Here is a 22,859-nt window from a genome sequence, read left to right on the forward strand (position 1 = left end):
GCTGAAGGAACTAGGCAAAATGGTACCGTAACTTCGGGAGAAGGTACGCTGCTGTTGGTGATGGGACTTGCTCCCTAAGCTGACGGCAGTCGCAGATACCAGGTGGCTGCAACTGTTTATCAAAAACACAGCACTGTGCAAACTCGTAAGAGGAAGTATACGGTGTGACGCCTGCCCGGTGCCGGAAGGTTAATTGATTGGGTTATCGCAAGAGAAGCTCATGATCGAAGCCCCGGTAAACGGCGGCCGTAACTATAACGGTCCTAAGGTAGCGAAATTCCTTGTCGGGTAAGTTCCGACCTGCACGAATGGCGTAATGATGGCCACGCTGTCTCCAGCCGAGACTCAGTGAAGTTGAAATTGCGGTGAAGATGCCGTATACCCGCGGCTAGACGGAAAGACCCCGTGAACCTTTACTATAGCTTGGCACTGAACATTGACCCTACATGTGTAGGATAGGTGGGAGACTTTGAAGCGGGAACGCTAGTTCTCGTGGAGTCGTCCTTGAAATACCACCCTTGTAGTGTTGATGTTCTAACTTGGGCCCCTAATCGGGGTTAAGGACAGTGCCTGGTGGGTAGTTTGACTGGGGCGGTCTCCTCCCAAAGAGTAACGGAGGAGCACGAAGGTTGGCTAAGTACGGTCGGACATCGTACGGTTAGTGCAATGGCATAAGCCAGCTTAACTGCGAGACAGACACGTCGAGCAGGTACGAAAGTAGGTCATAGTGATCCGGTGGTTCTGAATGGAAGGGCCATCGCTCAACGGATAAAAGGTACTCCGGGGATAACAGGCTGATACCGCCCAAGAGTTCATATCGACGGCGGTGTTTGGCACCTCGATGTCGGCTCATCACATCCTGGGGCTGAAGTCGGTCCCAAGGGTATGGCTGTTCGCCATTTAAAGTGGTACGCGAGCTGGGTTCAGAACGTCGTGAGACAGTTCGGTCCCTATCTGCCGTGGGCGTTGGATGATTGAGGGGAGTTGCTCCTAGTACGAGAGGACCGGAGTGAACGAACCGCTGGTGTTCGGGTTGTCATGCCAATGGCATTGCCCGGTAGCTATGTTCGGAATCGATAACCGCTGAAAGCATCTAAGCGGGAAGCGAGCCCCAAGATGAGTCATCCCTTGGACTTTAAGTCCACTAAAGAGCCGTTCGAGACTAGGACGTTGATAGGTCAGGTGTGTAAGCGTTGTGAGGCGTTGAGCTAACTGATACTAATGACTCGAGAGGCTTAACCATACAACCCAGATGGGTTTTACTGAAAATGTTCCAGACATTTTCCAGTACTTCCTCCTTCCCTGGAGGTCGTACAGTACTTAGCTTGAATATGAACACTTAAGAAGTGCAACTCAAACCAGCTTTCCGAATTTACTGGAATAAGAATTTATCAACTACCTCCCTGTAGTTGACCCTAACGGGCCGCGCTAAAGCGCGTTAAAAATTGTTCCAGACAATTTTTTGCTTGGTGACAATAGCATTGTGGTCCCACCTGAACCCATCCCGAACTCAGAAGTGAAACGCAATCGCGCCGATGGTAGTGTGGGGTCTCCCCATGTGAGAGTAGGTCATCGCCAAGCGCCTAATTTGGTCAATGACCAGACAGAGTTGGAGCGGTAGTTCAGTTGGTTAGAATACCGGCCTGTCACGCCGGGGGTCGCGGGTTCGAGTCCCGTCCGCTCCGCCAACAAAAAGAGATAAGCCTCATCGAAAGATGAGGCTTTTTTCGTTTATGCGTTGAATAAATCTACTCTCCAGCTCAGTTTGATACCCATTAGCGCTGATGTTTTAGCGAATAGTGAAATAAATCTTTATCTCGCCTTGTTGAAATAGCCTCTTTTGCCCCAAGATAATCGGAAGTGCTGCAATCTGGTGGCGTTTATCACAGGAGTTTATGTCATGCTTTATGATTTAACGGCTGTTCAATTTAGCAAGATGCTGAAAAATTTGAGTCTTATTCTGGAGAAGGGTGAGGTTTTTGCCAACTTGAAGAAGGTGGATATGGCGGTGTTATTGAATTCCCGCTTAGCACCCGATCAATTTAATCTGATCCGTCAGATCCAGATTGCCTGTGATACCGCTAAGATTGGGGTCGCGCGTCTGACGGGTAATTTAGAAACTGTGCCTAAGCATGATGATACTGAAACGACGCTACCTGAGCTGCAAGCACGTATTGCTTCTGTTATCGAGTACTTAGCTCAATTTACTGAGGCAGATTTTGCCGATGCGGCGACTATCCATGTTTCTCAACCGCGTTGGGAAGGTAAGTATTTGACGGGGTATGAGTTTGCGATTGAGCATGCCATCCCGAACTTATATTTCCATGTGACGACGGCCTATGCGATTCTGCGCCACAACGGTGTGGATGTGGGTAAGAAAGATTATCTTGGCCCTATGCCTTACAAGTCGTAAAGCCCATCGCACAGCAGAGCATTAGCTTTGCTGTGCGCTTAATGCGGCAGAGGCAATATCACGCTCACCTTTAGCCCGCCAAGTACTGAATGCGTAAAGCTAAGTTCCCCCTGATAACTCTCGACAATATCTTTGCAAATCGACAGGCCTAAACCATGGCCTTGAATGCTCTCATCGAGCCGAATCCCTCGCTCCGTAATCACAGCTAAATCGCTATCCGATACACCTTCGCCATCGTCGCTGACATTTATTTGATACGCTTGATTGCTGGTATTCGTCTGCTTAATACAAAGCTGTATCTGTCGATGTGCATGCTTGCAGGCGTTATCGAGCAGATTGCCAAGCAGTTCCAGCAAGTCGTCCCGGTCGAAGGGCATGACCAGTGTTTTATCAAACTGACTATCAATTTGACGCTCAGGATAGATGCGTTGCATCACTTGGATAAGTGGCGGCAGATCGTCATTGAGCACGGTAAAACGCCCAGGCGTTGAAAGCCCAACGATTTTAGTGCGTTTAAGCTCTCGCTCAATGATATGGTGCAGATCCGCGAGCACCTTACTGCCTTCGCGTCTTTGATCAGGCGCTAGGCTATCGAGGTATGATTGAAGCCCTTGCAGAGGACGTTTCATTTCGTGGGCAAGATTACCCAAGGCATTGCGTGAACGTTGCACCCTCTGCCCGAGTTGATTCATTAGACGTTCGATTTCCTCAATCAAAGGGCTAATTTCTGTTGGCGTGTGCTGTGTATCGATTTCTTGCCCCTGGAGCCGCAGTTGCCTGATCGCATCTGGCATTTGCTCTAGCGGTTTAAAGCCCCGCTTGAGCAACAGATGTTGGGCAAATAACAGGATCATAATGGTCAGCAGTACCACTACCGCCGCAAAGCCTAGAAAGCGTAATTGGGTTTGCTCGAGCGAGCTTATGTCTTCCGTTACCCACAGGGTAATGGTTTGCCCATTCTTGACTATCGTTTGGCTGAACATCAGCCAGTGTTCCTGGCCCACGTATTGAGTGGCTTGTTGTTGCTCGCCAACTTTAAGATTGGGGAGTGAAACGGCATGATCGAAAAGCGAGCGCGAACGTAATAGCTGTTCACCGATGTTAATCGCAAAGTAGTGGCCCGAATTGACCCTGTGATACACATTGGGGAGCCTGTCTGTACTTAGCGCCCAAGTGCCATCGGCTTGCGGCTCGAGGGCGGAGATCAGGCTATCGGCATCGTGCTGCAGGCGAGAGGCGATAAAGTCTTGGGTTAAGATTTGAATGCCTTGAAATAGCAAATACAACAATAGCGCCATGGCGCAGGTGAGGGTGATAAGCAGATTGCGGGTGAGATAGGCTTTGAGTGAATACACGCTTAGGCATCCTTGAGTCGATAACCTTGGCCGCGTCGCGTTTCGATATAGTCTTTGCCTAGGCGTTGGCGGAGTCGGTTGACGTACACTTCAATCACATTGCTGTCTTTGATTTGTTCCTCTTCGTAAATGCGCTCACTCAACTCGGATTTGGACACAATCTTAGTCGGGTTGGCCATTAAATAATGCAGCAGGCGATACTCAATCTTAGTCAGCTCGATAACGTCTCCTTCGGCATTGGTCACCGCTTGTTTATCCACATCGAGGGAGACGCCCGCATGTTGCAGCAGGTTGTCGGCGCGGCCAAAGTGGCGGCGGATCAGCGCTTCTAATCTGGCGAGCAGCTCCTCAACATGGAAAGGTTTGCCTAGATAATCATCGGCGCCGGCCTTAAGGCCATCGACGCGTTCGTGCCAAGCATCGCGAGCCGTAAGAATTAACACAGGCATCAGAAGGCCCTTTTGGCGCCATTGGCTCAGTACGCTTAAGCCCGGCTTACCGGGCAAGCCTAAATCGAGGATCACCGCTTCGAAGGTTTCTTCCTCGCCAAGAAAAGCGCCATCGATACCGTTATTGGCATGTTCAACCGTGTAGCCCGCCTTGTTAAGGGCGGGGATGAGGCGAGCCACCAAGTCAGTATCATCTTCAATCAAGAGTAAGCGCATCAGTCGACCTTCTCCTTAAGCCATTCACCCGTTTTGGCATCGATCTTAATCTCATAGACAATGCCATCGTCGCGCAGGATTTCGAGTTCATAGATGATGCGCCCGTGTTTTTGCTCGACCTCGAGGTCGAGCAAGCGCCCCTTAAGGCGCGACTCATAGCGTTGCATTATGGTGTCGAAGGGTAATACTTTACCCTCCTTCACCCATTCGACCACTTTGTTGGAGAGGTCTTCATCATGGGCTAGACAGCTTGGGCTGTTAATCATCCCAGCGACCAAAGCCAGGAATATTAACGGTATCTTCATCGAATATGCCCTTCTCTGCGAGGTTATGGCAATTGCTGCATTGGCTGAATGAGCCGACTTTGGGGTTATCTTGCACCATGCGTCTTGGGATCTCATCGTGCTTACGGATAAAAAATGCCTGCTCGGTAATTTTTTGCGGTCCCATGCCGGCAATCAAAGGTTTGCTATTTTTCATCACCTTACCATTTTGCGCAGCATGTTGAACGAGATATTGCTCAATTCTAGCCGCTGCTTCAGGCGCTAGGCTGGCATCATCACCAAAGTGATTGCTTAGGTTGCTGGTAATTGCCTGCCATTTTTCGGCGGGCAGTAAATTTGCGGGATACGCCATATGGCAGCTACCGCATTCTGCCGAGTATTCTACGTTTTGTGGGATAGCTTGATTCAGCTCTCGACCATCGTCGGCATAACCTGTACTGGTAAAGGTCAAGCTGAGCCCTACGACGCCTATCGCAAGGGCGAGGGCGGTGAGTGTGGAACCTACAATCCAGCTTAGGGGATGGGCTTGTTTCGTCATGATATTTCCTTAGGTTTACTGATTAAAATGGATGTGAATAACGCCGTTATTGCAAACTGAGCCACAGCAGTACGTCGCCTTTCTCTTGAGGCGTGCACTCGCGTTTAAAGGTCCAGTTACAGTTGCGGGTAAACCATTTCTCAATCTTGGCCGCATCGGTTAAACGGTTACTGGTAAGTGATGGCGCCATGGCCTCGATGGGCTTTCGGGTGTTTTGATGCATACCTGAGTCTGTCACTTTGGCGGTGTGGCAGCTGGCACAGCTGCGATCCTCACTCTGCTGTAGCCACAGTGTTTGGCCTGCCGCGGCGCTAAAGGGGCCTGCGCCCTGTGCTTGATATTGTTGCAGTTGTAAGCCGATTCGCTCGGCGCTTAGTGGCAAGCTGGCGACCTTGGTATTGGCGGCACTGGCATTAACACTGCTGAGCAGTACCGCAGTGAGTGCCAGTCCAATCAGGCTTTTATTCAGGTTGTTGTTCATGTCTGACTCCTTTGAACGGTCGATTTCGACGGTTATTGATGTTCATCTTGTTGGATCAACGGGCGCTGCTTTTTACCTGTCAGCATGGCTTTGACGAGGTTTTCCCTATGCAGCAGGCTGCTGACGATCACGCCGCCGACATGGGTGGCGATAAGAAACAGGCTGAAGTTGGCGAAAAACTCATGCACTTCCTTCAGTGCGCCCTCGGGCCAAGTGGCGAAAAAGCTTGTGGCCAGTGGACCTTGGCCATCGGTGGCATAAAGCGCCATGCCAGAGAGGCCCGTGAACCCTATGCTGAGGATCAGGGCGACTATCATGAGTGCGCCTGCGGGATTGTGGCCGATGTAATCCTTAGCCTTGCCCGTGAACAGTTCTTTCAGGTAAGCCCATGCGATGCTCGGACGGGTGACAAAGTTGATAAAACGCGCATGGTGAGTGCCAATCACACCCCATAACAGGCGAAATACCAGTAGGGTTAAGATGCTGTAGCCAGCGTAACTGTGGATATTCATCCATTCGTCTTCACCTTCGGTGAGGTAGGCTAAGGTAAAAAAGCCTACCAATGACCAGTGAAAGATACGGATCAAGGGATCCCAGACTTTGATGTTTTGCGGCATATTTGAGGACATGATCTGTTGCTCCTAAGGTGGTGTGCTTGCAGGCTACTAAAGCCAAACTTAAACGGCGCTTAAATTTTGCGGAGTGAACTTGCCCGGAGTTCTGATGAGTGAACTGGGTAAATAAGTGAGAAATCCTTCGAACTTAGCTTGTTAAGCTATTGGTATTCAGCTAGATTTTGCCGCTTCATCTTCAAGAGGTAAGGGATTAACCGTTTATGCCTGTCCATCTTTTTAGCCGTCGGCCCGATCGAAAATCTTTTTTAATTTATGCGGTGTTGCTGTTTATCATCGAAGTGTTGATCGCGCGTTTTGCGCCTCCGGGGTTTATTCGCGGTTTTGTCGGTGACGTGTTAGTGGTGATCCTGTTGTTTTGCATGGCGCGCACGCTAGTGCCCGTCGTGAATGCAAAAGGGGAGTCAATCAATCGGTTTTGGCACACGCCATGGTTGGCGCTGGCTGTGCTGCTGTTTGCCTTCGCTATCGAATTTGGCCAGTATTGGGGCTTAGTGGACAAACTGGGGCTGGGCGGCAATCGCTTGGCGCGAATCGTGATTGGTAGCCATTTCGACCCACTCGACTTGCTGGCGTATTTTGTGGGATACCTGATATTGATGGGCTTGTATTGGAAGCGAAATTAGCGATTTCAAGGCACAGGGAGGATACAACATGCAGCCGATAACAGCCTTCACACTGCGAGTGTCCGATACCGAGGCGCTCACTCAGCCTTTGTATTTCAATCAACAAGCTACTGGCGCCAAGATTGCGGGAAGGCAGCTTGAGGCCCAGTACCGCTGCTCGTTACCCAATGGCGCCCAAGGCTATTTACTGCTGACCTCCTACGATTGTCCCTTTGAAGAATCGACCGAGTGCAGCTTGCTCGATGCATCCTTTAAATTAGTGGCGAGTCGCTCTCTCTCGCAGAGCTATCATTCGTTTTTACTCTATGCCCATTGGCCAGTTTCGGATAATGGCCTGCGGCTGCATTACTACGAACAGTTAGTTTGGGATTTGCATATTCTGCCAAGCCGTTTAGGTCGGTTCGGCGGTCCGCGCTTCGAATTTAACCCCGTGGTCGAGCCGGAGAGCGATCCCCGCACGGCAAGCTCGATGGCGGAACTGTCGCAGCGGTTAGCGAATATCGAGACTGGCCGTTAACGCGATACTAAAAAAGGCGTTAGCAGCTCGGTCAACCAAGCCATAAATACCTGAAGTCGTTTAGAAAGATGTCGTCTATGGGGATAGAGCAAGCTCACCGGCATTGAGGGCGCAGGGTAATCTGGCAGGATCTCAATCAGTTCGCCAGTTTGGAGATATTTAGCCACCCCAATATTCGGCGCTTGAATAATCCCTAATCCTGCGAGACAGGCCGCGCTGTAGCCATCGGCATTATTGACTGTGATTAGCTTAGGTAAGGCTAGGGCGCATAGTTCGTGATTATCTTGGCTCAGATACTCAAATCCTGAATCGCTGCCGCCTAACTGGCCAACGTAGTGGATAAGCTTATGCCCTTGGCTAAGCTCTTCTAAACTCGATGGTTTACCGTATTTTGCGATGTAGCTTGGGCTAACACAATTGAGCATCTTAAAGTGGCCAATCTTTTTAGCGATAACGCCTTCTTGCTGCACGCTGCCAACGCGGATCACGCAGTCAAAACCTTCGGCGACGATATCGACTTTACGGTCGGTGCTGCTTAGCTCCAATTCAATCTGGGGATATTGTTCAATAAAGTCAGGAAGCTGGGGAAGTACTAAGTTTCGCGCAATCCCTGTGGACATATCGACTCTTAAGCGACCGGAAACTTGCGCCGCCTGCAGTTGGAAAAGGCTTTCTAATTCTTGATAGTCGGTGAGCAAGTTTTTACAGCGTTCATAACAACTTATGCCGTCTTGAGTGAGGCGCACCGTTCGGGTGGTGCGTTGTAGTAAGCGTGCGCCTAGAGCGGTTTCAAACTGGGCTACGACATTCGACACATGGGTTTTCGATAGACCAAGGCTGATACTGGCTTGAGTAAAACTTTCTAATTCAGCCACCCTCATAAAAATTTGCATGGCTTGTAGTCTATCTTGCATTGCAATTGTTCTCTAATGGCTAACAGTCTTGCCATTTATAGTGTGTTTATCCCTCTTGGTGCAAGTAATAAGCTGTGTGCTGTGGGATCGCCATGCTGTGCGGCGGCATTAACATAGATGAATGAAGAGGATACACAATGAACACAACTCCCATCGCGCTGATCACCGGTGCAAGCCGTGGCTTAGGTAAAAATGCGGCCCTGACCTTAGCTGCACAAGGTGTTGATATTATTCTAACTTACCAAAGTAATGCCGCTGCGGCCGCCGAAGTGGTAGCGGAAATTGAATGGCATGGACGCAAGGCCATCGCTTTACCGTTAGATGTGGGTGATAGCCAGTCCTTTAGTGATTTTTCGCAGCGCGTAAAAACCGCGCTCGAACAGACTTGGCAGCGGGATAGTTTTGACTATCTAGTTAATAATGCTGGGATTGGTATCCATGTGCCTATGGCAGAAACCAGCGTGGAGCAGTTCGATACCTTGATGAATATCCATGTCAAAGGCCCCTTCTTTTTAACTCAGGCGTTGCTGCCTCTACTTGCCGATAACGGCAGTATTATCAATGTCTCTACAGGGTTAACGCGCTTTGCAATCCCGGGGTTTGGCGCCTACGCCACCATGAAAGGCGCGGTCGAGACCATGACCAAATACTGGGCGAAGGAGCTAGGTCCACGCGGCATTCGCGTTAATGTGCTGGCTCCCGGTGCAATCGAAACGGACTTTGGTGGTGGTGCCGTGCGGGATAATCCACAAATGAATGAGTTTTTAGCGCAGCAAACGGCTTTGGGGCGGGTGGGATTACCTGAGGATATTGGCGGCGCAATCAGTGTCTTGTTGTCACCCGCCGCGGCGTGGATAAACGCCCAGCGTATCGAGGCTTCTGGCGGTATGTTCTTATAGTTCAATGCGATAAAAATAGAGAAAGGGCCAATGGCCCTTTCTTGTTATCAAGGCAAGTTTCCGTTTGGTTAGAAGAACCCGAGCGGATTGATATCGTAGCTCACCAATAGGTTTTTGGTGTTTTGATAGTGATTGAGCATCATTTTGTGGGTTTCACGGCCGATGCCCGACTTTTTATAACCGCCAAAGGCCGCGTGGGCAGGATAGGCGTGGTAGCAGTTAATCCAAACGCGACCCGCTTGAATACCTCGACCTAGACGCTGGGCACGGTTCATATCCCGAGTCCATACACCCGCACCAAGGCCGTATTCGGTATCGTTGGCAATTGCCAAGGCTTCGGCTTCATCCTTGAAGGTGGTGACCGAAATAACCGGGCCGAAGATTTCCTCTTGGAAAATTCGCATCTTATTATGGCCTTTCATGATCGTTGGGCTGATGTAATAGCCTTTACTTTGTTCGCCTTCGAGTTGGCAGAGCGAGCCGCCTAAGAGCACCTGCGCGCCTTCATCTTTACCAATCGCGAGATAGCTTAAGATCTTATCGAACTGTTCTTGGGAGGCTTGTGCGCCCACTTGGGTGGTGGTATCCAGCGGGTTGCCCTGCTTGATGGTTTGCGCACGGGCGAGAACTTTTTCGATAAAGCGATCGTAAATCGACTCTTGGATTAATACCCTTGATGGGCAAGTACAGACTTCACCTTGGTTGAAGAAGGCCAGCAACATGCCTTCAACTGCCTTATCTAAATACTCGTCTTCGTGGTCCATCACATCGGCGAAATACAGGTTAGGCGACTTGCCGCCAAGTTCGACGGTTGATGGGATCAGCGATTCGGCGGCACATTTTAAGATGTGGTAACCCACTTCGGTGGAACCAGTAAAGGCCAGTTTAGCGATGCGTTTGCTGGTGGCGAGGGCTTGGCCCGCTTCGGCGCCAAAACCGTTGACGACGTTAAGGATGCCGGGCGGAAGCAGATCTTCAATCAGCTCGAGCAGCACAAGGATAGATACGGGCGTTTGCTCGGCGGGTTTGAGTACTACGCAGTTGCCCGCGGCGAGTGCAGGGGCGATTTTCCATGCCGCCATCAACAGCGGGAAGTTCCACGGAATGATTTGCCCGACGACACCTAATGGCTCGGGGAAGTGGTAGCTGACGGTGTTGCCATCGATATCGGCGGCGCTGCCTTCTTGTGCTCGAATGCAGCCGGCGAAGTAACGGAAATGGTCGACAAATAGAGGTAAGTCGGCGTTGAGGGTTTCACGCACCGCTTTACCGTTTTCCCAGGTTTCGGCAACGGCTAAGTATTCGAGATTTTGCTCAACGCGATCGGCGATACGCAGCAGTAAATTCGCACGCTCGGTGACCGAGGTTTTGCCCCAAGCATCTTTAGCAGCGTGGGCGGCATCGAGCGCCAGTTCGATATCGCGGTAGTCGGAGCGGGGAATTTTACAGAAGTTTTGACCATTGACGGGGGAGCGATTATCGAAGTATTCGCCGTTGACTGGGGCAACCCATTTGCCACCGATAAAGTTGGCGTATTTTTCTTTAAAGTTAACGATGGCACCTGCGGTTCCGGGTTGAGCATAAATCATAATGTTTTCCTTCTGTGGCTGCCGAATACGCTAAATGTGCAGCGTCTCAGCAATGGGTCTTGTTGAAATGGGTTTAAGCACTATTGTTATTTTTATCCATTGCCAATCGAGTTGACTGACAAAGCTATTGATTAAGTTAGTGTTCTCTTACGCAACACTCGAGTACTGCGTACAAACAGACATCGCAAGGACAGTGCCAAACTGGCAGGAGTTGTACACTTGTTGAGCTAACCGTATGATGAAAAGCTAATTTTGCAGGTCCCAAACAATAGGGGCACTCACGGAAGGAAAGGTGCCCTGTGGTCATTTTGTCATCCAACGACACACTATGGGTGTGCCAAAATGGAACAGCGCTCGGGGAGCTTGGCTATGACAGTAAAACCGCATTTTCCAACCACACAGGCATGGTTAACCGATTCATGGCAACGTAGCTTAGGTGCTGGCTTGTCAGAGTTTCGTGCCGGTGAGGATCTTAGGCTCACGCGTTCGGAGCTCAAACATAAACATGAACAATATCAGCAGCTCATCGAATTAGTACAATCCCACGCCTTACCGCTATTTAATCAACTGATGGCGCACTCTAATAGTCGATTATTGCTCTCCGATGCCGACGGTTATGTGCTGAAACATTGGGGGGTGAGCCGCTATTCCAGCAAGCTGGCGGATGTGGCGCTCGATATTGGGGTCAACTGGCTAGAAAAGTATAAGGGCACCAATGCAATAGGCACGGCGCTCACGGCCAAGCAGGCGGTGTCAGTGGTCGGCGAGCAGCATTTTATCCGCCAAAACCGTTTTATGAGTTGCACCGCTTGCCCGATTTTTTCGCCCCAAGGTGAGATGCTCGGAGTGCTTGATATTACCAGTGAGCAGCAACGGCATTCGCAGCAAACCTTAATGCTTGTGTCGAGTCTGGCGCAGCAGGTCGAAACGGCGCTGCTGTGTCATCTGCCCGATAGTCATTATCGAATCGATTTCGCGGCACAGCCGAGTCTATTAAATTCCGGTTGGCAAGGCATAGTTATCGCTAGCAGTGACGGGCGGATTGTGGGTTGTAATCCCATGGCTAAACAATTGCTGAGCCAAGCCAAGCTGGGTGACAGTTTAGAGCAACACCTCGGCGACAATTGGGCGCGAGCGGGTGGGTTTCACCGCGATTCGGCGCTGCATATGCAGACGCAAGCGTTAGCACTGACGCAGACGAAAAGTACCAGAACCCTTCAAGATAAACCCTTGAACCAATTGGGTGTCAGGTTTCGCGACCCGTTACTTGAGCGGGCCTGGCAGCAGGCGAATAAGGTGATCACTAAGCAGATCCCCCTACTTGTGCTTGGCGAAACGGGTGTCGGCAAAGAGCAATTTGTGAAAAAGCTCCACGCCCAGAGTGCTCGCCGCGCGCAGCCCATAGTTGCAGTAAACTGTGCAGCCCTACCCGCTGAGTTGGTTGAGTCTGAGTTATTTGGTTATCAGGCGGGGGCCTTTACTGGCGCCAATCGAACTGGTTTTATCGGAAAGATCCGCCAGGCACACGGCGGCTTTTTGTTCCTCGATGAAATTGGCGAGATGCCGCTGGCGGCGCAGAGTCGTTTACTCCGGGTATTGCAGGAGCGCGAGGTCGTTCCCGTCGGTAGTAATCAAAGCTTTAAGGTCGATATTCAGATCATCGCCGCGACCCATATGGATTTAGAATCGCTGGTGGCGCAGGGGCTGTTCCGTCAGGATTTGTTTTATCGCCTGAATGGATTGCAAGTGCGCTTGCCTGCGCTGCGTGAGCGGCAGGATATTGAGCGCATCATCCATAAGTTGCACCGCCGTCACCGCAGCAGCGCGCAAACCTTGTGTACTGAGTTGTTGGCACAACTGATGCGTTACGATTGGCCAGGCAACCTAAGGGAGCTGGATAACCTAATGCAGGTGGCTTGTTTGATGGCCGAAGGTGAGGCTGTACTCGAGATAAATCATCTCCCCGATTACCTTGCTCAAAAGTTAATGCGTCTGGCGAGTGAGCCGCACACCTTAACAGAGGTTGTCGAAGCCGAAACCACGGCACATCCGCACGAACTGGCTGAGTCGAGCTCCGCCACCATCGACTCGCTCCACGGAACCATTAATCTGAATGTGTTGCAGGCTTACCGCGCCTGCGAGGGCAATGTGAGCCAATGCGCTAAGCGTTTGGGGATTAGCCGTAATGCCTTGTATCGCAAGTTAAAACAGCTAGGGATTAAGGATTAACGGCAGTTGACTGTTGATGGTATAAGCCCCGCAAACTGAGTTAGCGGGGCTTATGTTTTTAGGTCGGTAAACTGATATTGACTTCGAGGCCGTGGGGCTGGCGATTCTCGGCTCTGATTTTACCTTTATGGGCGCTAATGGCGGCTTCGGTAATGGCGAGTCCTAGGCCCCAGCCACCGCTTTCCCGCTGCCTTGCCGAATCGGGGCGATAGAAGGGTTTGAAAATCGCCTCAAGCTCCTCAGGATCAATCCCTGGGCCATCGTCTTTAATAGTGATCTGTACTTGGCCGTTGGCTTGGCTCGCTAGCAGGTAGATATCGCTCTGGGCATAACGAATCGCATTGCGCAGCAGGTTTTCTATCGCACGGGACAGGGATTTCGGATAATGGCTGAGTTCGATGGCTTCATCGATATCGATAGTGATCTTTTTACCCTGTTGATCGGCTTCAAACTCGGCGTCATCCAACACTTGACTGAGGGACTCGGCTAATCCGAGGCGCACCTTGGTCTCATTGGTGCTGAGTTTGACCCGCGACAACTCCAAGAGCTCTGCGATCAATTTCTCTAGTTGCTCGGCCTCGTAGGCGATACGGTCGGTTTCCGTAGTCTGTTGGCCTTTCTTGCGGGCCAGTGCCAGTGACAATTGTAGGCGGGTCAGTGGAGTGCGCAGTTCGTGGGAAATATCCCCCATCAAACGTTGCTGATTCTTCACCATGGCTTCAATCGAGTCCGCCATGCTATTAAAGGCGGTGGCGAGCTGGCCGATTTCATCGTTACGTTGAGTGGTCGCCTTATCGACGCGGTTACTGAGATCACCTTCGGCGAGGGCATCGGCACTTTTCTTGAGCGAGTTTAATGGTTTACCTAAATGCCAAGCGAGAATGGCGCACAGTAATCCCGAGAGCACTATGGCTAGGCTTAGGGTGAGCAGCTTGTTTTCAATAAAGAAGAAGAACCAGGGACGAGGGTGAATATCCGGCAAGCGACCATAGAGATAGTAGGTTTCACCCTGAAGGGTAAATTGGTGTGGTCCGAAGACCAATTCATCTTTAAATTGATGACTAATTGGCTGTTTTTCTTCATCGGCCATTAGCATAAAACTACGCACACCACGGCTGACTCGATTGGTGTTAATCACTTGGCCTTGGCTGTTGGCCAGATAGAGCCTAAGGGGTTTGCCTTCCATATCCCCACGTCTTTCCCAACGGCGCAGAAAATCAGATGTGACTAGCTCGGGATTGTCTTGAATACGCTGCGCTATGCTTGCCAGCACTTTTTGCAGATGCGGCGGAATTGGGGCGCGGTCATGATTTTGCTGCAGCAATGGCAGCAGGCCGACTAAAGCGATAATCAGCGAGCTACAGATCCAAAATCCGAGTAGTAACTTGATAAATAAGCGATTAGGCACAGTTGTTTCCGCCGTTATGGTAGCCAGATATAGCCTTTGCCACGGATGGTTTTCACCCTAGGTCTGCCGTCGCTTCGCTCGGGGAGCTTTTTGCGGAGATTCGAGAGATGCATATCCAGGCTGCGGTCGAAGGGCATGAGTTTTTTGCCGAGCACTATCTCGTTAAGTTCTTCTTTATTCATCAATTCACCCGCATGCAGCGCTAGCGTGTGTAGCAGGGTAAACTCGGTTCCTGTCAGAATAATCAGTTGCTCATTGCAGTAGGCTTCTTGGCGTGAGGGATCTAAGCGTAAATCACCAAACTCCTGCGCCGGGGTGGCGTGAATTTCTTGGGCGGTTAAGTGTGAGCGACGAATGATGGCGCGAATCCGAGCGATAAGCTCCCTGTCATTGAAGGGCTTAGGTAAATAGTCATCGGCACCGATCTCAAGCCCTACCACACGGTCAATTTCATCACCTCTGGCGGTGAGCATCAGCACTGGAGTTTGCTTGTGTTGGCGCAGGGCGCGTAGCACTTCAAAACCGTTTAATTTAGGTAACATCACATCGAGTAAGATCAGATCGTAATCCCCTGCAAGGGCCAGTTCTAGGCCTTGCTTGCCATCGTAGGCCAGCGTGAGCTTAAACCCTTCGAGCTCGAGTAATTGTCCGAGGAGTTCTGATAAACCAAGGTCATCATCGATTAATAATATCCGACTCATAGTGTTCCTTAATCTGGGTGAACTGGTGTAAGAGTCGTGCACTAAACCGCAGGCTCTTTTAGTATTTTGCCTGAGTATACCTCTTTTGATGTCAATTGCTGTGTAGCAATGTAAGCCAAAGTAAAGAATAGGGAATTTGTTAGTTCTTGTCGCAACTTTACACTGATTTACTCAGGTCACGCCCTCACTTACATATGACGCTTTAGACTGTAATCGTCGAAAGTGATTCGGCTTTTAAAAGGGTCGTCACTGTATCTTGTCTTTACACTATTGAGGTTAACATGATGAAAACATTATCTCCTTTAAAAGCTGGTGTATTTGCCATCCTAGCAAGCACTGCGGTATTCGCGACCACTGTTAATGCCGAGCCTGGCCAAGGTTGTGACCATCCTCGTGGTGAGTTCCATAAACACGGTGAGCGTATGGGCCATGACGGTATGCACAGAATGTTTGAAGGCTTGGATTTAACCGATGCACAAAAGGCTGATATCAAAAAGCTGTTTGCTGAGCAACGTGCAGCTCGTAGCGACGATAAACCAACTAAGGAGGAGCGTTTAGCGCATCGTGCTGAAATGCAGGCATTGATCACCTCCGCGACCTTCGATGAGGCGCAAGCTAAGGCATTAATGAGTGCTCAACAGGAAAAACGTCAAGCCCAAGCGATTGAACGGATGAAGATGCAAAATCAAATCTACAATCTGTTGACACCCGAACAGCAAGCTAAGTTTAAAGCGCGATTTGAAGCACAAGCTGGTAAAGAACCTCGCGGTTAAGCTTGTAAGCTGATATACAATAGGGTCATAGCTTCCCGATATAGACCCCTATGACTCAGACTTCCCAATACGATTTTTGGGTCAAACTGGTGAGTCGCGCTTCCGTGGCCACCGCTTTGACCCTTATTATAATCAAACTGTTAGCTTGGTTGTATTCTGGCTCGGCCAGTATGCTGGCATCCTTAACGGACTCCTTTGCCGACGCGCTCGCCTCAATCGTCAACTTTATTGCCATTCGTTACGCCATAGTTCCCGCTGACCATGATCACAGATACGGCCACGGTAAAGCGGAGCCATTAGCTTCACTAGCGCAATCTGCTTTTATTATGGGCTCAGCCTTTTTGTTGTTGTTTTATGGTGGTGAACGTTTGTTGAATCCTTCTGCCGTAGAAAATGCCACTTTAGGGGTGGTAGTTTCTGTGGTCTCAATTGCATTGACCTTAGCCTTAGTGATGTTGCAAAAGCGGGCGCTTGCAGTAACCAATAGCACTGTGGTCGAAGCCGATTCGTTGCACTATAAGTCGGACTTATTCCTCAATGGCGCGGTATTATTAGCGCTGGTCTTTTCCCAGTATGGTTGGTGGTGGGCAGATGGGCTGTTTGCTGTGCTGATCGCTTGTTATATAGGTCAGCAGGCCTTTGATTTGGGTTATCGTTCGATTCAAGCTCTGCTCGACCGGGAGTTGGATGAAGATACACGCCAGCGAATCAAACAAATTGCCAAGGAAGATCCAAGGGTTTTAGGGATGCATGATTTACGCACGCGCCAAGCGGGTAAGACTATCTTTATTCAATTCCATTTGGAGTTGGATGGTAACCTGAGCCTGAACGAAGCCCACAGTATTGCCGATACGACGGGACTCAGGGTGAAGGCCGCCTTTGAAGATGCCGAGGTGATTATTCACCAAGATCCTGTGCAGGTGGACGGTCCAACGAGGTAATTACTGTGGTCAATTGAGTTTGCCATATAAGCCAAAGGAATGGTTATGTCATGGATGCAACAACAGGCTCACACTTTAGGTGACAATACTCGGCTGATTTGCCGTTATCATCGATTATCAACACGCTTTGAGTTGATTGCCGAACATGCCCCCGCCACGAGCGCGGGGTCAGGTTCAAAACTCCCCTATCCGTATTTAGCCAATCCTACTATGGGCGTTTGGAGCGAGCTTATCCTGCGCCAACCTTTATATTATTGGCCGAGAACGATTCCATTTAATATTGCACAGCGGGACTACCGACTGCATATTTGGCCCTTGTTGATGTGGCGCAGCCGTGTGACCTGCGAGCAGTCGGGGAAGGTGGTGATTATTGAATGTCTCGATGAGCGAAAACGTCGTTCGATAATTCGTTGGTGTTATTTCGGCATAATGAATTTATTGCGTATAATCAGTTAATACTTAGTATTTAATATTGAGTATGTTATTTAATACTTAAGTATATCAAGTTTGTTGTTTTTTAATTTAAAGCTGAATACTTCCTGTATGAAACGTATTTAGTTTTTACAAAATGTCACTCTTATTATTTGTTTGTTGTAATATCCGCCGCGTTTACTACTCAAGTTAACTCATTAGGAAAATATAATGAAAAAACTATCTTTAGTTGCGGTATCTTTATTATCTGCATTAGTGGCAAGCCAAGCTTCCGCGGCAGCCGATACTACTGGTTTTTATGTGGGTGGCGCACTAAACCGCGTAGCTGTGAATGTTGTTGATGATTCAGATACTGGCACAGGTTTCGGTGTTTACGGTGGTTACAACTTCAACGAGTGGTTTGGTTTAGAAGCCAATTTATTTGCGACGGCCGATTTGGGCGACAGAGATACGGATGTCACCGCGGGCGCATTAACTTTCGCTCCTAAGTTTACTTTGCAAATCAATGATATGTTCTCAGCTTATGCAAAAGTTGGTGTTGCATCTATGGCTATGAATTTTGACGGTTTTGGTTTCGATGAAGATTTCACCGGTTTTGGTTGGACATATGGCGTAGGTATTAATGCTGCCGTTACCGAACGTTTAAATGTGCGCTTTAGCTACGATGTCACCACAGGTGATTTAGATGCTGACCACAGCTATTTGAATATGAAAGATATCGACACCGATATGAAGCAACTGGCGATTGGTGTACATTACCAGTTCTAATGATTTAGACTGAGTCTAGATAATAAAAAAGGGATAGTGATATCCCTTTTTTGCTTTTTAATGGATGCTTAATCCATAGACAATTCTTTGAGTTTTCGCGTTAAGGTATTTCTTCCCCAACCTAAACGTTTTGCCGCTTCTTGTTTATGCCCTTGGGTATGGCGTAATGCGGTTTCGAGCAAAATACGTTCAAAGGCTGGCTGAACTTCGGTTAGTAAATCGCTATTTCCCTCAGACAGTTTTTGATCAATCCACTCGGTGAGTGCCGATTGCCAATCTTGGCTGCCTTTCGCCATAGGATTAATGCTGGCGGGTTCTTTAAGTAGCTCTGGTGGTAAATCCTGGGGCAGGATTTCTTGCCCTGAGGCCATTACCGTGAGCCAGCGACAGGTATTCTCGAGTTGTCTCACGTTCCCTGGCCATGGCAGTTGCGATAGCTTGGCGGCGGTCTCTTTGGTGAGGATTTTTGCCTCAACACCAATCTCCTTAGCGGCGGAGGCTAAAAAGTGGGTCGCCAGTTGGGGAATATCCTCACGGCGTTGTGACAATGGCGGCAAGTGAATACGAATCACATTGAGCCGATGGAATAGGTCTTCCCTAAAGCCACCTTTGAGCACAAGTTGCTCCAGATCTTGGTGAGTTGCGGCAATAATCCGCACATCGACTTGGACAGCGCTATGGCCGCCAACGCGATAAAATTGCCCATCGGCGAGCACTCGCAGTAGGCGGGTTTGCACGTCCAGCGGCATATCGCCGATTTCGTCTAAAAACAGGGTGCCGCCGTTAGCTTGCTCAAAGCGTCCTTGGCGCACGTTGGCCGCGCCGGTGAAGGCGCCTTTTTCATGGCCGAAGAGTTCAGATTCGATTAGATCTTTAGGAATTGCTGCCATATTTAAGGCGATAAAGGGTTTGTCTTTACGTGGGCTGTGTTTGTGTAATGCGCCAGCAACTAGCTCTTTACCCGTACCCGATTGGCCGTTGATCAGCACGCTGATTGAGGAGCGTGATAACCGGCCGATGGCGCGAAATACCTCCTGCATCGCGGGCGCTTCACCTATGATTTCGGGGGTTTTTACTTGAGCATCCTGTGCAGCTGGCGTGGGGCTTTGCTCGGTCGCATGTGTCAGGGCGCGCTCGACAAGGGAAATCGCCTCATCAATATCAAAGGGCTTGGGTAAATACTCAAACGCTCCCGCCTGATAGGCGCTGACAGCACTGTCTAAATCCGAATGTGCAGTCATGATGATGACTGGAATATGCGGGTAGTGGATTTGCAGCCTTTCTAACAGGGTTAAACCATCGGTGCCCGGCATACGAATATCTGAGACTATGACCCGTGGCTGGGAAATCTCTAATGCTTGCCAGAGTGATTCGGCCGCGGCAAAGCTAGCGGTGCTGAGTTTTGCGCCTTGGAGCGCCTTTTCGAGCACCCAACGTATCGAACTGTCATCGTCGAGGATCCACACTTGTTCACTCATTCGCATTTTGCTTCCTCATACGGTATGTGTTGGTTTGTCTTGATTATTTAGCGCTTAAAATCGGTAACGAAATGATAAATTCGGTATGCCCAGGGCTGGATACACAATCGATTCTGCCCGAGTGTAATCTGGCAATGTTATGGGCAATCGATAGGCCCAGTCCCGAACCTTGCTCACGACTGGTGACCATGGGATAAAACAGCGTGTCCATCAGCTCTGGTGGTATGCCTGGACCATTGTCGATAATCGACAGGGTCAGTACGAGCTTGTGGCGCTGCGAACCAATAGTGACCTGATGTTGCGTGCGGGTGCGGATCAGGATTTCGCCACCTGTATGCTCAAGGGCTTGCACCGCATTCTGCAAAATATTCAGCACGGCTTGCTGCATTTGATCTGGGTCCATCTCGATATCGGGAATCGAAGGATCGTAGTCACGCTTTAGTTGAATATTGGCGGGCAGGGCCATTTCCACCAGTTTATAAACCTTCTGCACCACCTGATGAATGTTGTGCAGGCTATGTTGGGTCGGACGCTGCGGGCCGAGCAATCTGTCCACTAGGCTGCGCAGGCGGTCGGCCTGCTCAATGATCAGATTGGTAAATTCCTTTTGTGCCGGATCGTCTAATTCCCGCGAGAGCAATTGTGCCGCGCCACGCAGGCCGCCCAAGGGATTTTTGATCTCGTGGGCTAAGTTACGAACAAGGAATTGCGCCGCCTGTTGCTGGGCATCTTGGCTGAGTTGCTGGTGGATCCGGCGTTGTTGGTCGACCTGCCTCAGTTCAAGTAGGCTCAGTTGCGCTTCATCTTCGAGCGGGATCAGCGTTAGATCGACGGTATGATGTTGGGCATCTAAGGTCACTAAGGTGGCGGTATTGACCGTAAGACCTTGGCCGGCTTTCACCGCATCACTCAGGATCTGCGCTTCAACGCCAAGTGCTTGATAATGCTCCGGCAGGGCTTGCTCGACTAACCTATGGCTGCCGACACCTAACAGTTGCTCTGCGGCGGCGTTGGCATAACAAGGCTTAAGATCCATATCGATGACAAGTACCGCGGTGACTAAATGATTAAGCAGAGTCTCTTTATCCATCTACCGTTCCTGAAAATAGGGTTGCACCATTATGTTGCACCGATTTGGTGCAGGCTGCAACTCGACTTCATCAAACGGCTAGATTGAACAAAAACGACCTAATCAATTGTTATTAAATAGTTTAATTTGATTTTGGTTGCTTCTTCGGGACTGGATTCATCGCCGCTTGATGAAGAAATATCTTTCGTGGAGAGCTAGATGCAAAGACTTTGCCGTTTTGAGTCATGGCATCGACAACAATAGTGTGTTCACCACGGTCGATGTTCTTAAGTTGGAAGATGCCGCCCATTTGAGGCTTACCTATCGTTTGTCCGTCGAGTTTTAACGCCATCAAATACTGGCTTTTGACCTCTGGGGTGACAGTAGCGATGACTTGAAAGTCTCCGTTATTGTCTCTTACGGTTTCCTCTTCTGTAGGGGAAGTGATGACGACTTGATACTGGATTTGTTGGATCACTTGCGAGTCATTCGTGTCATTTTTTACGGGGGGCAGTGCAATTTGATTGAGAGTTTTCTCTTTTAACTCAACAACCTCGGCATTGGGGTGTGGCTCATCTGAGTAATGGACTCTTCCATCCTTATCGACCCATTTGTAGACCGTTGCCTGCGCGAACAGACTGAGCAGCAATAAGCTGATGAGGGTGAATGCACGCATGCGAAAGTCCTTTTGCCTTGGAGATGAAGTTCTACAAGATTAGTCGTTTTTTCATCAAAAATCATGGTGTTTATTCAGCTCGCATAAGGTGTGGCGTAGGAATAATCGCGGGCTTGATTTTATTCCTCCAAACCTGTGGTGAGCACTGCTCTGGCGACAAATATATGGTGGATGAAAGCGAGAGCAGCTTTGCTGTTTAGGCGTGCCTCTTTTGGGGGAGCGTCAACGCACCACTATGGTGCGTTGACGGTGGCGACTGAAGTTTAGAGCGCCAAGGTTAAAATATCGCGGCTCATGGCAGGATCGATATTGCCATGTTCGCCTAGGGCAACCATGCCATGCTGCTCAAGCTGAGTGACGACGGCATCAACGGCTTCTTTCCCTAAATCGTAGGCAGATAAATGGGTTGCAATGCCCATAGTTTCGAAGAAGTTTTGGGTTTTCGCAATCGCGGCCTCAATACGTTCGTCTTCAGAGCCGGTGTTGATATGCCACACTCTGTCTGCAAACTGCAGCAGCTTTTCACGTTTCGCAGCTTTAGTGCAGCGCAATAATGCTGGTAATACAATGGCTAAGGTGCGGGCATGGTCAATATCATACAAGGCCGTGAGTTCATGGCCGATCATATGTGTTGCCCAGTCGTGGGGTACACCTGTCGCAATCGTGCCATTGAGTGCCATAGTCGCGACCCACATCAAGTTGGCGCGAATATCGTAATCTTCTGGCTGTGTGAGTGCCTGTGGCCCTAGTTCAATCAAAATTTGCAGCAAGCCTTCGGCGAATCTGTCCTGCACCGCCGCATTGACCGGATAGGTGAGGTACTGCTCCGTGATATGCACAAAAGCATCGACCACGCCGTTCGCCACTTGTCTTTCTGGTAGGGTGAAGGTCTTAGTAGGGTCGAGGATTGAGAATTGCGGATAAACCAAGTCGTTACGGAACGGCAGCTTAGCTTTCAATGATTTACGAGTCACCACGCTGGCGTTGTTCATCTCTGAACCCGTCGCAGGCAAGGTTAACACCGAGCCAAATGGCATGGCTTGAGTCACATTCGCGCCCCAGCTAGTGAGGATATCCCAAGGCTCGCCTTCAAATACCGCTGCCGCAGCAACAAACTTGGTACCATCGATCACTGAACCTCCGCCGACCGCGAGTAAAAAGTCGATATTTAATTCACGAACTTGCTCGACAGCCTGCATCAGGGTTTCGTAGGTTGGGTTAGGCTCGATTCCTTCAAACTCGACCACGAAACGATTTCCAAGCGCTTGTTTTACTTCGGCTAAGGTGCCAGTTCGTCTGGCGCTGCTGCCGCCAAATAACACCATGACTCTGGCATTGCTAGGCACTAAGGTGTCGATTTCAGCTATGGTGTTTTTACCAAAGTGGATTCGGGTTGGGTTGTAGTAGGTGAAATTGAACATACTGCTATTTGTCCTATGGTTGGAAAATGATTTTAGTAGACCAGTCGTCT

Annotated in this window: 23 protein-coding genes, 1 tRNA gene, 1 rRNA gene and 2 other annotated features; of the genes, 11 read left to right on the forward strand and 14 right to left on the reverse strand. The window is 49.7% G+C overall.

Annotated features, from left to right (window positions below):
• Positions 1-339 (forward strand) — a sequence feature (23S ribosomal RNA rRNA prediction is too short).
• An 18-nt stretch (positions 340-357) separates the two neighbouring features.
• Positions 358-1,230: a sequence feature (23S ribosomal RNA rRNA prediction is too short), on the forward strand.
• 235 nt (positions 1,231-1,465) lie between these two features.
• The 3 genes from rrf (at position 1,466) to EYR25_RS07725 (ending at position 2,413) form a co-directional block, all read left to right on the forward strand.
• Positions 1,466-1,581 (forward strand): 5S ribosomal RNA (gene rrf / locus EYR25_RS07715).
• Between the two features lie 30 nt (positions 1,582-1,611).
• A tRNA-Asp gene (locus tag EYR25_RS07720) sits at positions 1,612-1,688 on the forward strand.
• Between the two features lie 212 nt (positions 1,689-1,900).
• A complete protein-coding gene (locus EYR25_RS07725) occupies positions 1,901-2,413 on the forward strand; it encodes a DUF1993 domain-containing protein (RefSeq protein ID WP_039977473.1) in 513 nt (170 codons plus the stop codon).
• A 38-nt stretch (positions 2,414-2,451) separates the two neighbouring features.
• Here EYR25_RS07725 and EYR25_RS07730 read toward each other — a convergent pair whose 3' ends face one another.
• From EYR25_RS07730 to EYR25_RS07755, 6 genes are read right to left on the reverse strand one after another with little or no spacing between them, the layout of a single operon-like run.
• Positions 2,452-3,768 carry a sensor histidine kinase gene (locus tag EYR25_RS07730; protein ID WP_133179117.1) on the reverse strand — a complete coding sequence of 439 codons (1,317 nt, stop codon included), beginning with the start codon at positions 3,766-3,768 and terminating at the stop codon, positions 2,452-2,454.
• 2 nt (positions 3,769-3,770) lie between these two features.
• Positions 3,771-4,433 (reverse strand): winged helix-turn-helix domain-containing protein, encoded by a 663-nt coding sequence (locus EYR25_RS07735; protein WP_133179120.1) that lies wholly within the window; start codon positions 4,431-4,433, stop codon positions 3,771-3,773.
• Positions 4,433-4,699 carry a PepSY domain-containing protein gene (locus EYR25_RS07740; RefSeq protein ID WP_011715482.1) on the reverse strand — a complete coding sequence of 89 codons (267 nt, stop codon included), beginning with the start codon at positions 4,697-4,699 and terminating at the stop codon, positions 4,433-4,435. Before EYR25_RS07740 ends, EYR25_RS07735 begins: the two co-directional genes overlap by 1 nt.
• Entirely contained in the window at positions 4,692-5,255 is a 564-nt protein-coding gene (locus EYR25_RS07745; protein ID WP_133179122.1) for a diheme cytochrome c, read from the reverse strand. The genes EYR25_RS07740 and EYR25_RS07745 overlap by 8 nt, the downstream gene beginning before the upstream one ends.
• Positions 5,256-5,301: 46 nt before the next feature.
• Positions 5,302-5,736, reverse strand: a complete 435-nt coding sequence (locus EYR25_RS07750; RefSeq protein ID WP_133179124.1) for a DUF1924 domain-containing protein — start codon at positions 5,734-5,736, stop codon at positions 5,302-5,304.
• Between the two features lie 32 nt (positions 5,737-5,768).
• On the reverse strand, positions 5,769-6,365 hold the full coding sequence (locus EYR25_RS07755; protein WP_133179126.1) for a cytochrome b/b6 domain-containing protein: 597 nt from the start codon (positions 6,363-6,365) through the stop codon (positions 5,769-5,771).
• 206 nt (positions 6,366-6,571) lie between these two features.
• On the opposite strand from EYR25_RS07755, the gene EYR25_RS07760 reads away from it, so the two are divergent.
• Both EYR25_RS07760 and EYR25_RS07765 read left to right on the forward strand, forming a co-directional pair.
• Positions 6,572-6,994, forward strand: a complete 423-nt coding sequence (locus EYR25_RS07760; RefSeq protein ID WP_023265945.1) for a ribosomal maturation YjgA family protein — start codon at positions 6,572-6,574, stop codon at positions 6,992-6,994.
• A 28-nt stretch (positions 6,995-7,022) separates the two neighbouring features.
• The gene (locus tag EYR25_RS07765) at positions 7,023-7,511 is read left to right on the forward strand and encodes a hypothetical protein (protein WP_133179129.1); all 489 of its coding nucleotides are present in this window, start codon (positions 7,023-7,025) and stop codon (positions 7,509-7,511) included.
• On the opposite strand, the gene EYR25_RS07770 is transcribed toward EYR25_RS07765, so the two are convergent.
• Positions 7,508-8,425 (reverse strand): LysR family transcriptional regulator, encoded by a 918-nt coding sequence (locus EYR25_RS07770; protein ID WP_133179131.1) that lies wholly within the window; start codon positions 8,423-8,425, stop codon positions 7,508-7,510. The two genes, EYR25_RS07765 and EYR25_RS07770, sit on opposite strands and share 4 nt — an antisense overlap.
• Positions 8,426-8,562: 137 nt before the next feature.
• Between EYR25_RS07770 and EYR25_RS07775 the strand changes: the two genes are divergently transcribed.
• Positions 8,563-9,324 (forward strand): SDR family NAD(P)-dependent oxidoreductase, encoded by a 762-nt coding sequence (locus EYR25_RS07775; protein ID WP_133179133.1) that lies wholly within the window; start codon positions 8,563-8,565, stop codon positions 9,322-9,324.
• 68 nt (positions 9,325-9,392) lie between these two features.
• Here EYR25_RS07775 and exaC read toward each other — a convergent pair whose 3' ends face one another.
• Entirely contained in the window at positions 9,393-10,913 is a 1,521-nt protein-coding gene (gene exaC, locus EYR25_RS07780; protein WP_023265949.1) for an acetaldehyde dehydrogenase ExaC, read from the reverse strand.
• Between the two features lie 369 nt (positions 10,914-11,282).
• Here exaC and EYR25_RS07785 point away from each other — a divergent pair, with 369 nt between their 5' ends.
• Positions 11,283-13,142: a sigma-54-dependent Fis family transcriptional regulator gene (locus EYR25_RS07785; protein ID WP_133179135.1), complete on the forward strand. Its 1,860-nt coding sequence runs from the start codon at positions 11,283-11,285 to the stop codon at positions 13,140-13,142.
• Positions 13,143-13,200: 58 nt separating this feature from the next.
• On the opposite strand, the gene EYR25_RS07790 is transcribed toward EYR25_RS07785, so the two are convergent.
• Positions 13,201-14,550: an ATP-binding protein gene (locus EYR25_RS07790; protein ID WP_133179137.1), complete on the reverse strand. Its 1,350-nt coding sequence runs from the start codon at positions 14,548-14,550 to the stop codon at positions 13,201-13,203.
• Between the two features lie 14 nt (positions 14,551-14,564).
• Positions 14,565-15,251 (reverse strand): response regulator, encoded by a 687-nt coding sequence (locus tag EYR25_RS07795; RefSeq protein ID WP_011621060.1) that lies wholly within the window; start codon positions 15,249-15,251, stop codon positions 14,565-14,567.
• Positions 15,252-15,535: 284 nt separating this feature from the next.
• On the opposite strand from EYR25_RS07795, the gene EYR25_RS07800 reads away from it, so the two are divergent.
• The 4 genes from EYR25_RS07800 to EYR25_RS07815 all read left to right on the forward strand — a co-directional run bounded on the left by EYR25_RS07800 (position 15,536) and on the right by EYR25_RS07815 (position 18,165).
• Complete coding sequence (locus EYR25_RS07800) at positions 15,536-16,024, forward strand: Spy/CpxP family protein refolding chaperone (protein ID WP_052030959.1); 489 nt, start codon at positions 15,536-15,538, stop codon at positions 16,022-16,024.
• 50 nt (positions 16,025-16,074) lie between these two features.
• The gene (fieF, locus tag EYR25_RS07805; RefSeq protein WP_023265953.1) at positions 16,075-16,965 is read left to right on the forward strand and encodes a cation efflux pump FieF; all 891 of its coding nucleotides are present in this window, start codon (positions 16,075-16,077) and stop codon (positions 16,963-16,965) included.
• Positions 16,966-17,010: 45 nt separating this feature from the next.
• On the forward strand, positions 17,011-17,421 hold the full coding sequence (locus EYR25_RS07810) for a hypothetical protein (RefSeq protein WP_133179139.1): 411 nt from the start codon (positions 17,011-17,013) through the stop codon (positions 17,419-17,421).
• A 186-nt stretch (positions 17,422-17,607) separates the two neighbouring features.
• On the forward strand, positions 17,608-18,165 hold the full coding sequence (locus EYR25_RS07815; RefSeq protein WP_133179142.1) for a porin family protein: 558 nt from the start codon (positions 17,608-17,610) through the stop codon (positions 18,163-18,165).
• A gap of 68 nt (positions 18,166-18,233) precedes the next feature.
• On the opposite strand, the gene glnG is transcribed toward EYR25_RS07815, so the two are convergent.
• From glnG to EYR25_RS07835, 4 genes are all read right to left on the reverse strand, one after another.
• On the reverse strand, positions 18,234-19,649 hold the full coding sequence (glnG, locus tag EYR25_RS07820) for a nitrogen regulation protein NR(I) (RefSeq protein ID WP_039977478.1): 1,416 nt from the start codon (positions 19,647-19,649) through the stop codon (positions 18,234-18,236).
• 37 nt (positions 19,650-19,686) lie between these two features.
• Positions 19,687-20,733 (reverse strand): nitrogen regulation protein NR(II), encoded by a 1,047-nt coding sequence (gene glnL, locus EYR25_RS07825; RefSeq protein ID WP_133179144.1) that lies wholly within the window; start codon positions 20,731-20,733, stop codon positions 19,687-19,689.
• Between the two features lie 121 nt (positions 20,734-20,854).
• Positions 20,855-21,388, reverse strand: coding sequence for a DUF4124 domain-containing protein (locus EYR25_RS07830; protein ID WP_133179146.1), 534 nt, complete (start codon positions 21,386-21,388; stop codon positions 20,855-20,857).
• 263 nt (positions 21,389-21,651) lie between these two features.
• Complete coding sequence (locus tag EYR25_RS07835; RefSeq protein ID WP_133179148.1) at positions 21,652-22,809, reverse strand: iron-containing alcohol dehydrogenase; 1,158 nt, start codon at positions 22,807-22,809, stop codon at positions 21,652-21,654.
• Positions 22,810-22,859 lie beyond the last annotated feature (50 nt).

Origin of the sequence: Shewanella decolorationis (assembly GCF_004354305.1) — a bacterium.
In the GTDB taxonomy this organism is placed as follows: Bacteria; Pseudomonadota; Gammaproteobacteria; order Enterobacterales; family Shewanellaceae; genus Shewanella; species Shewanella decolorationis.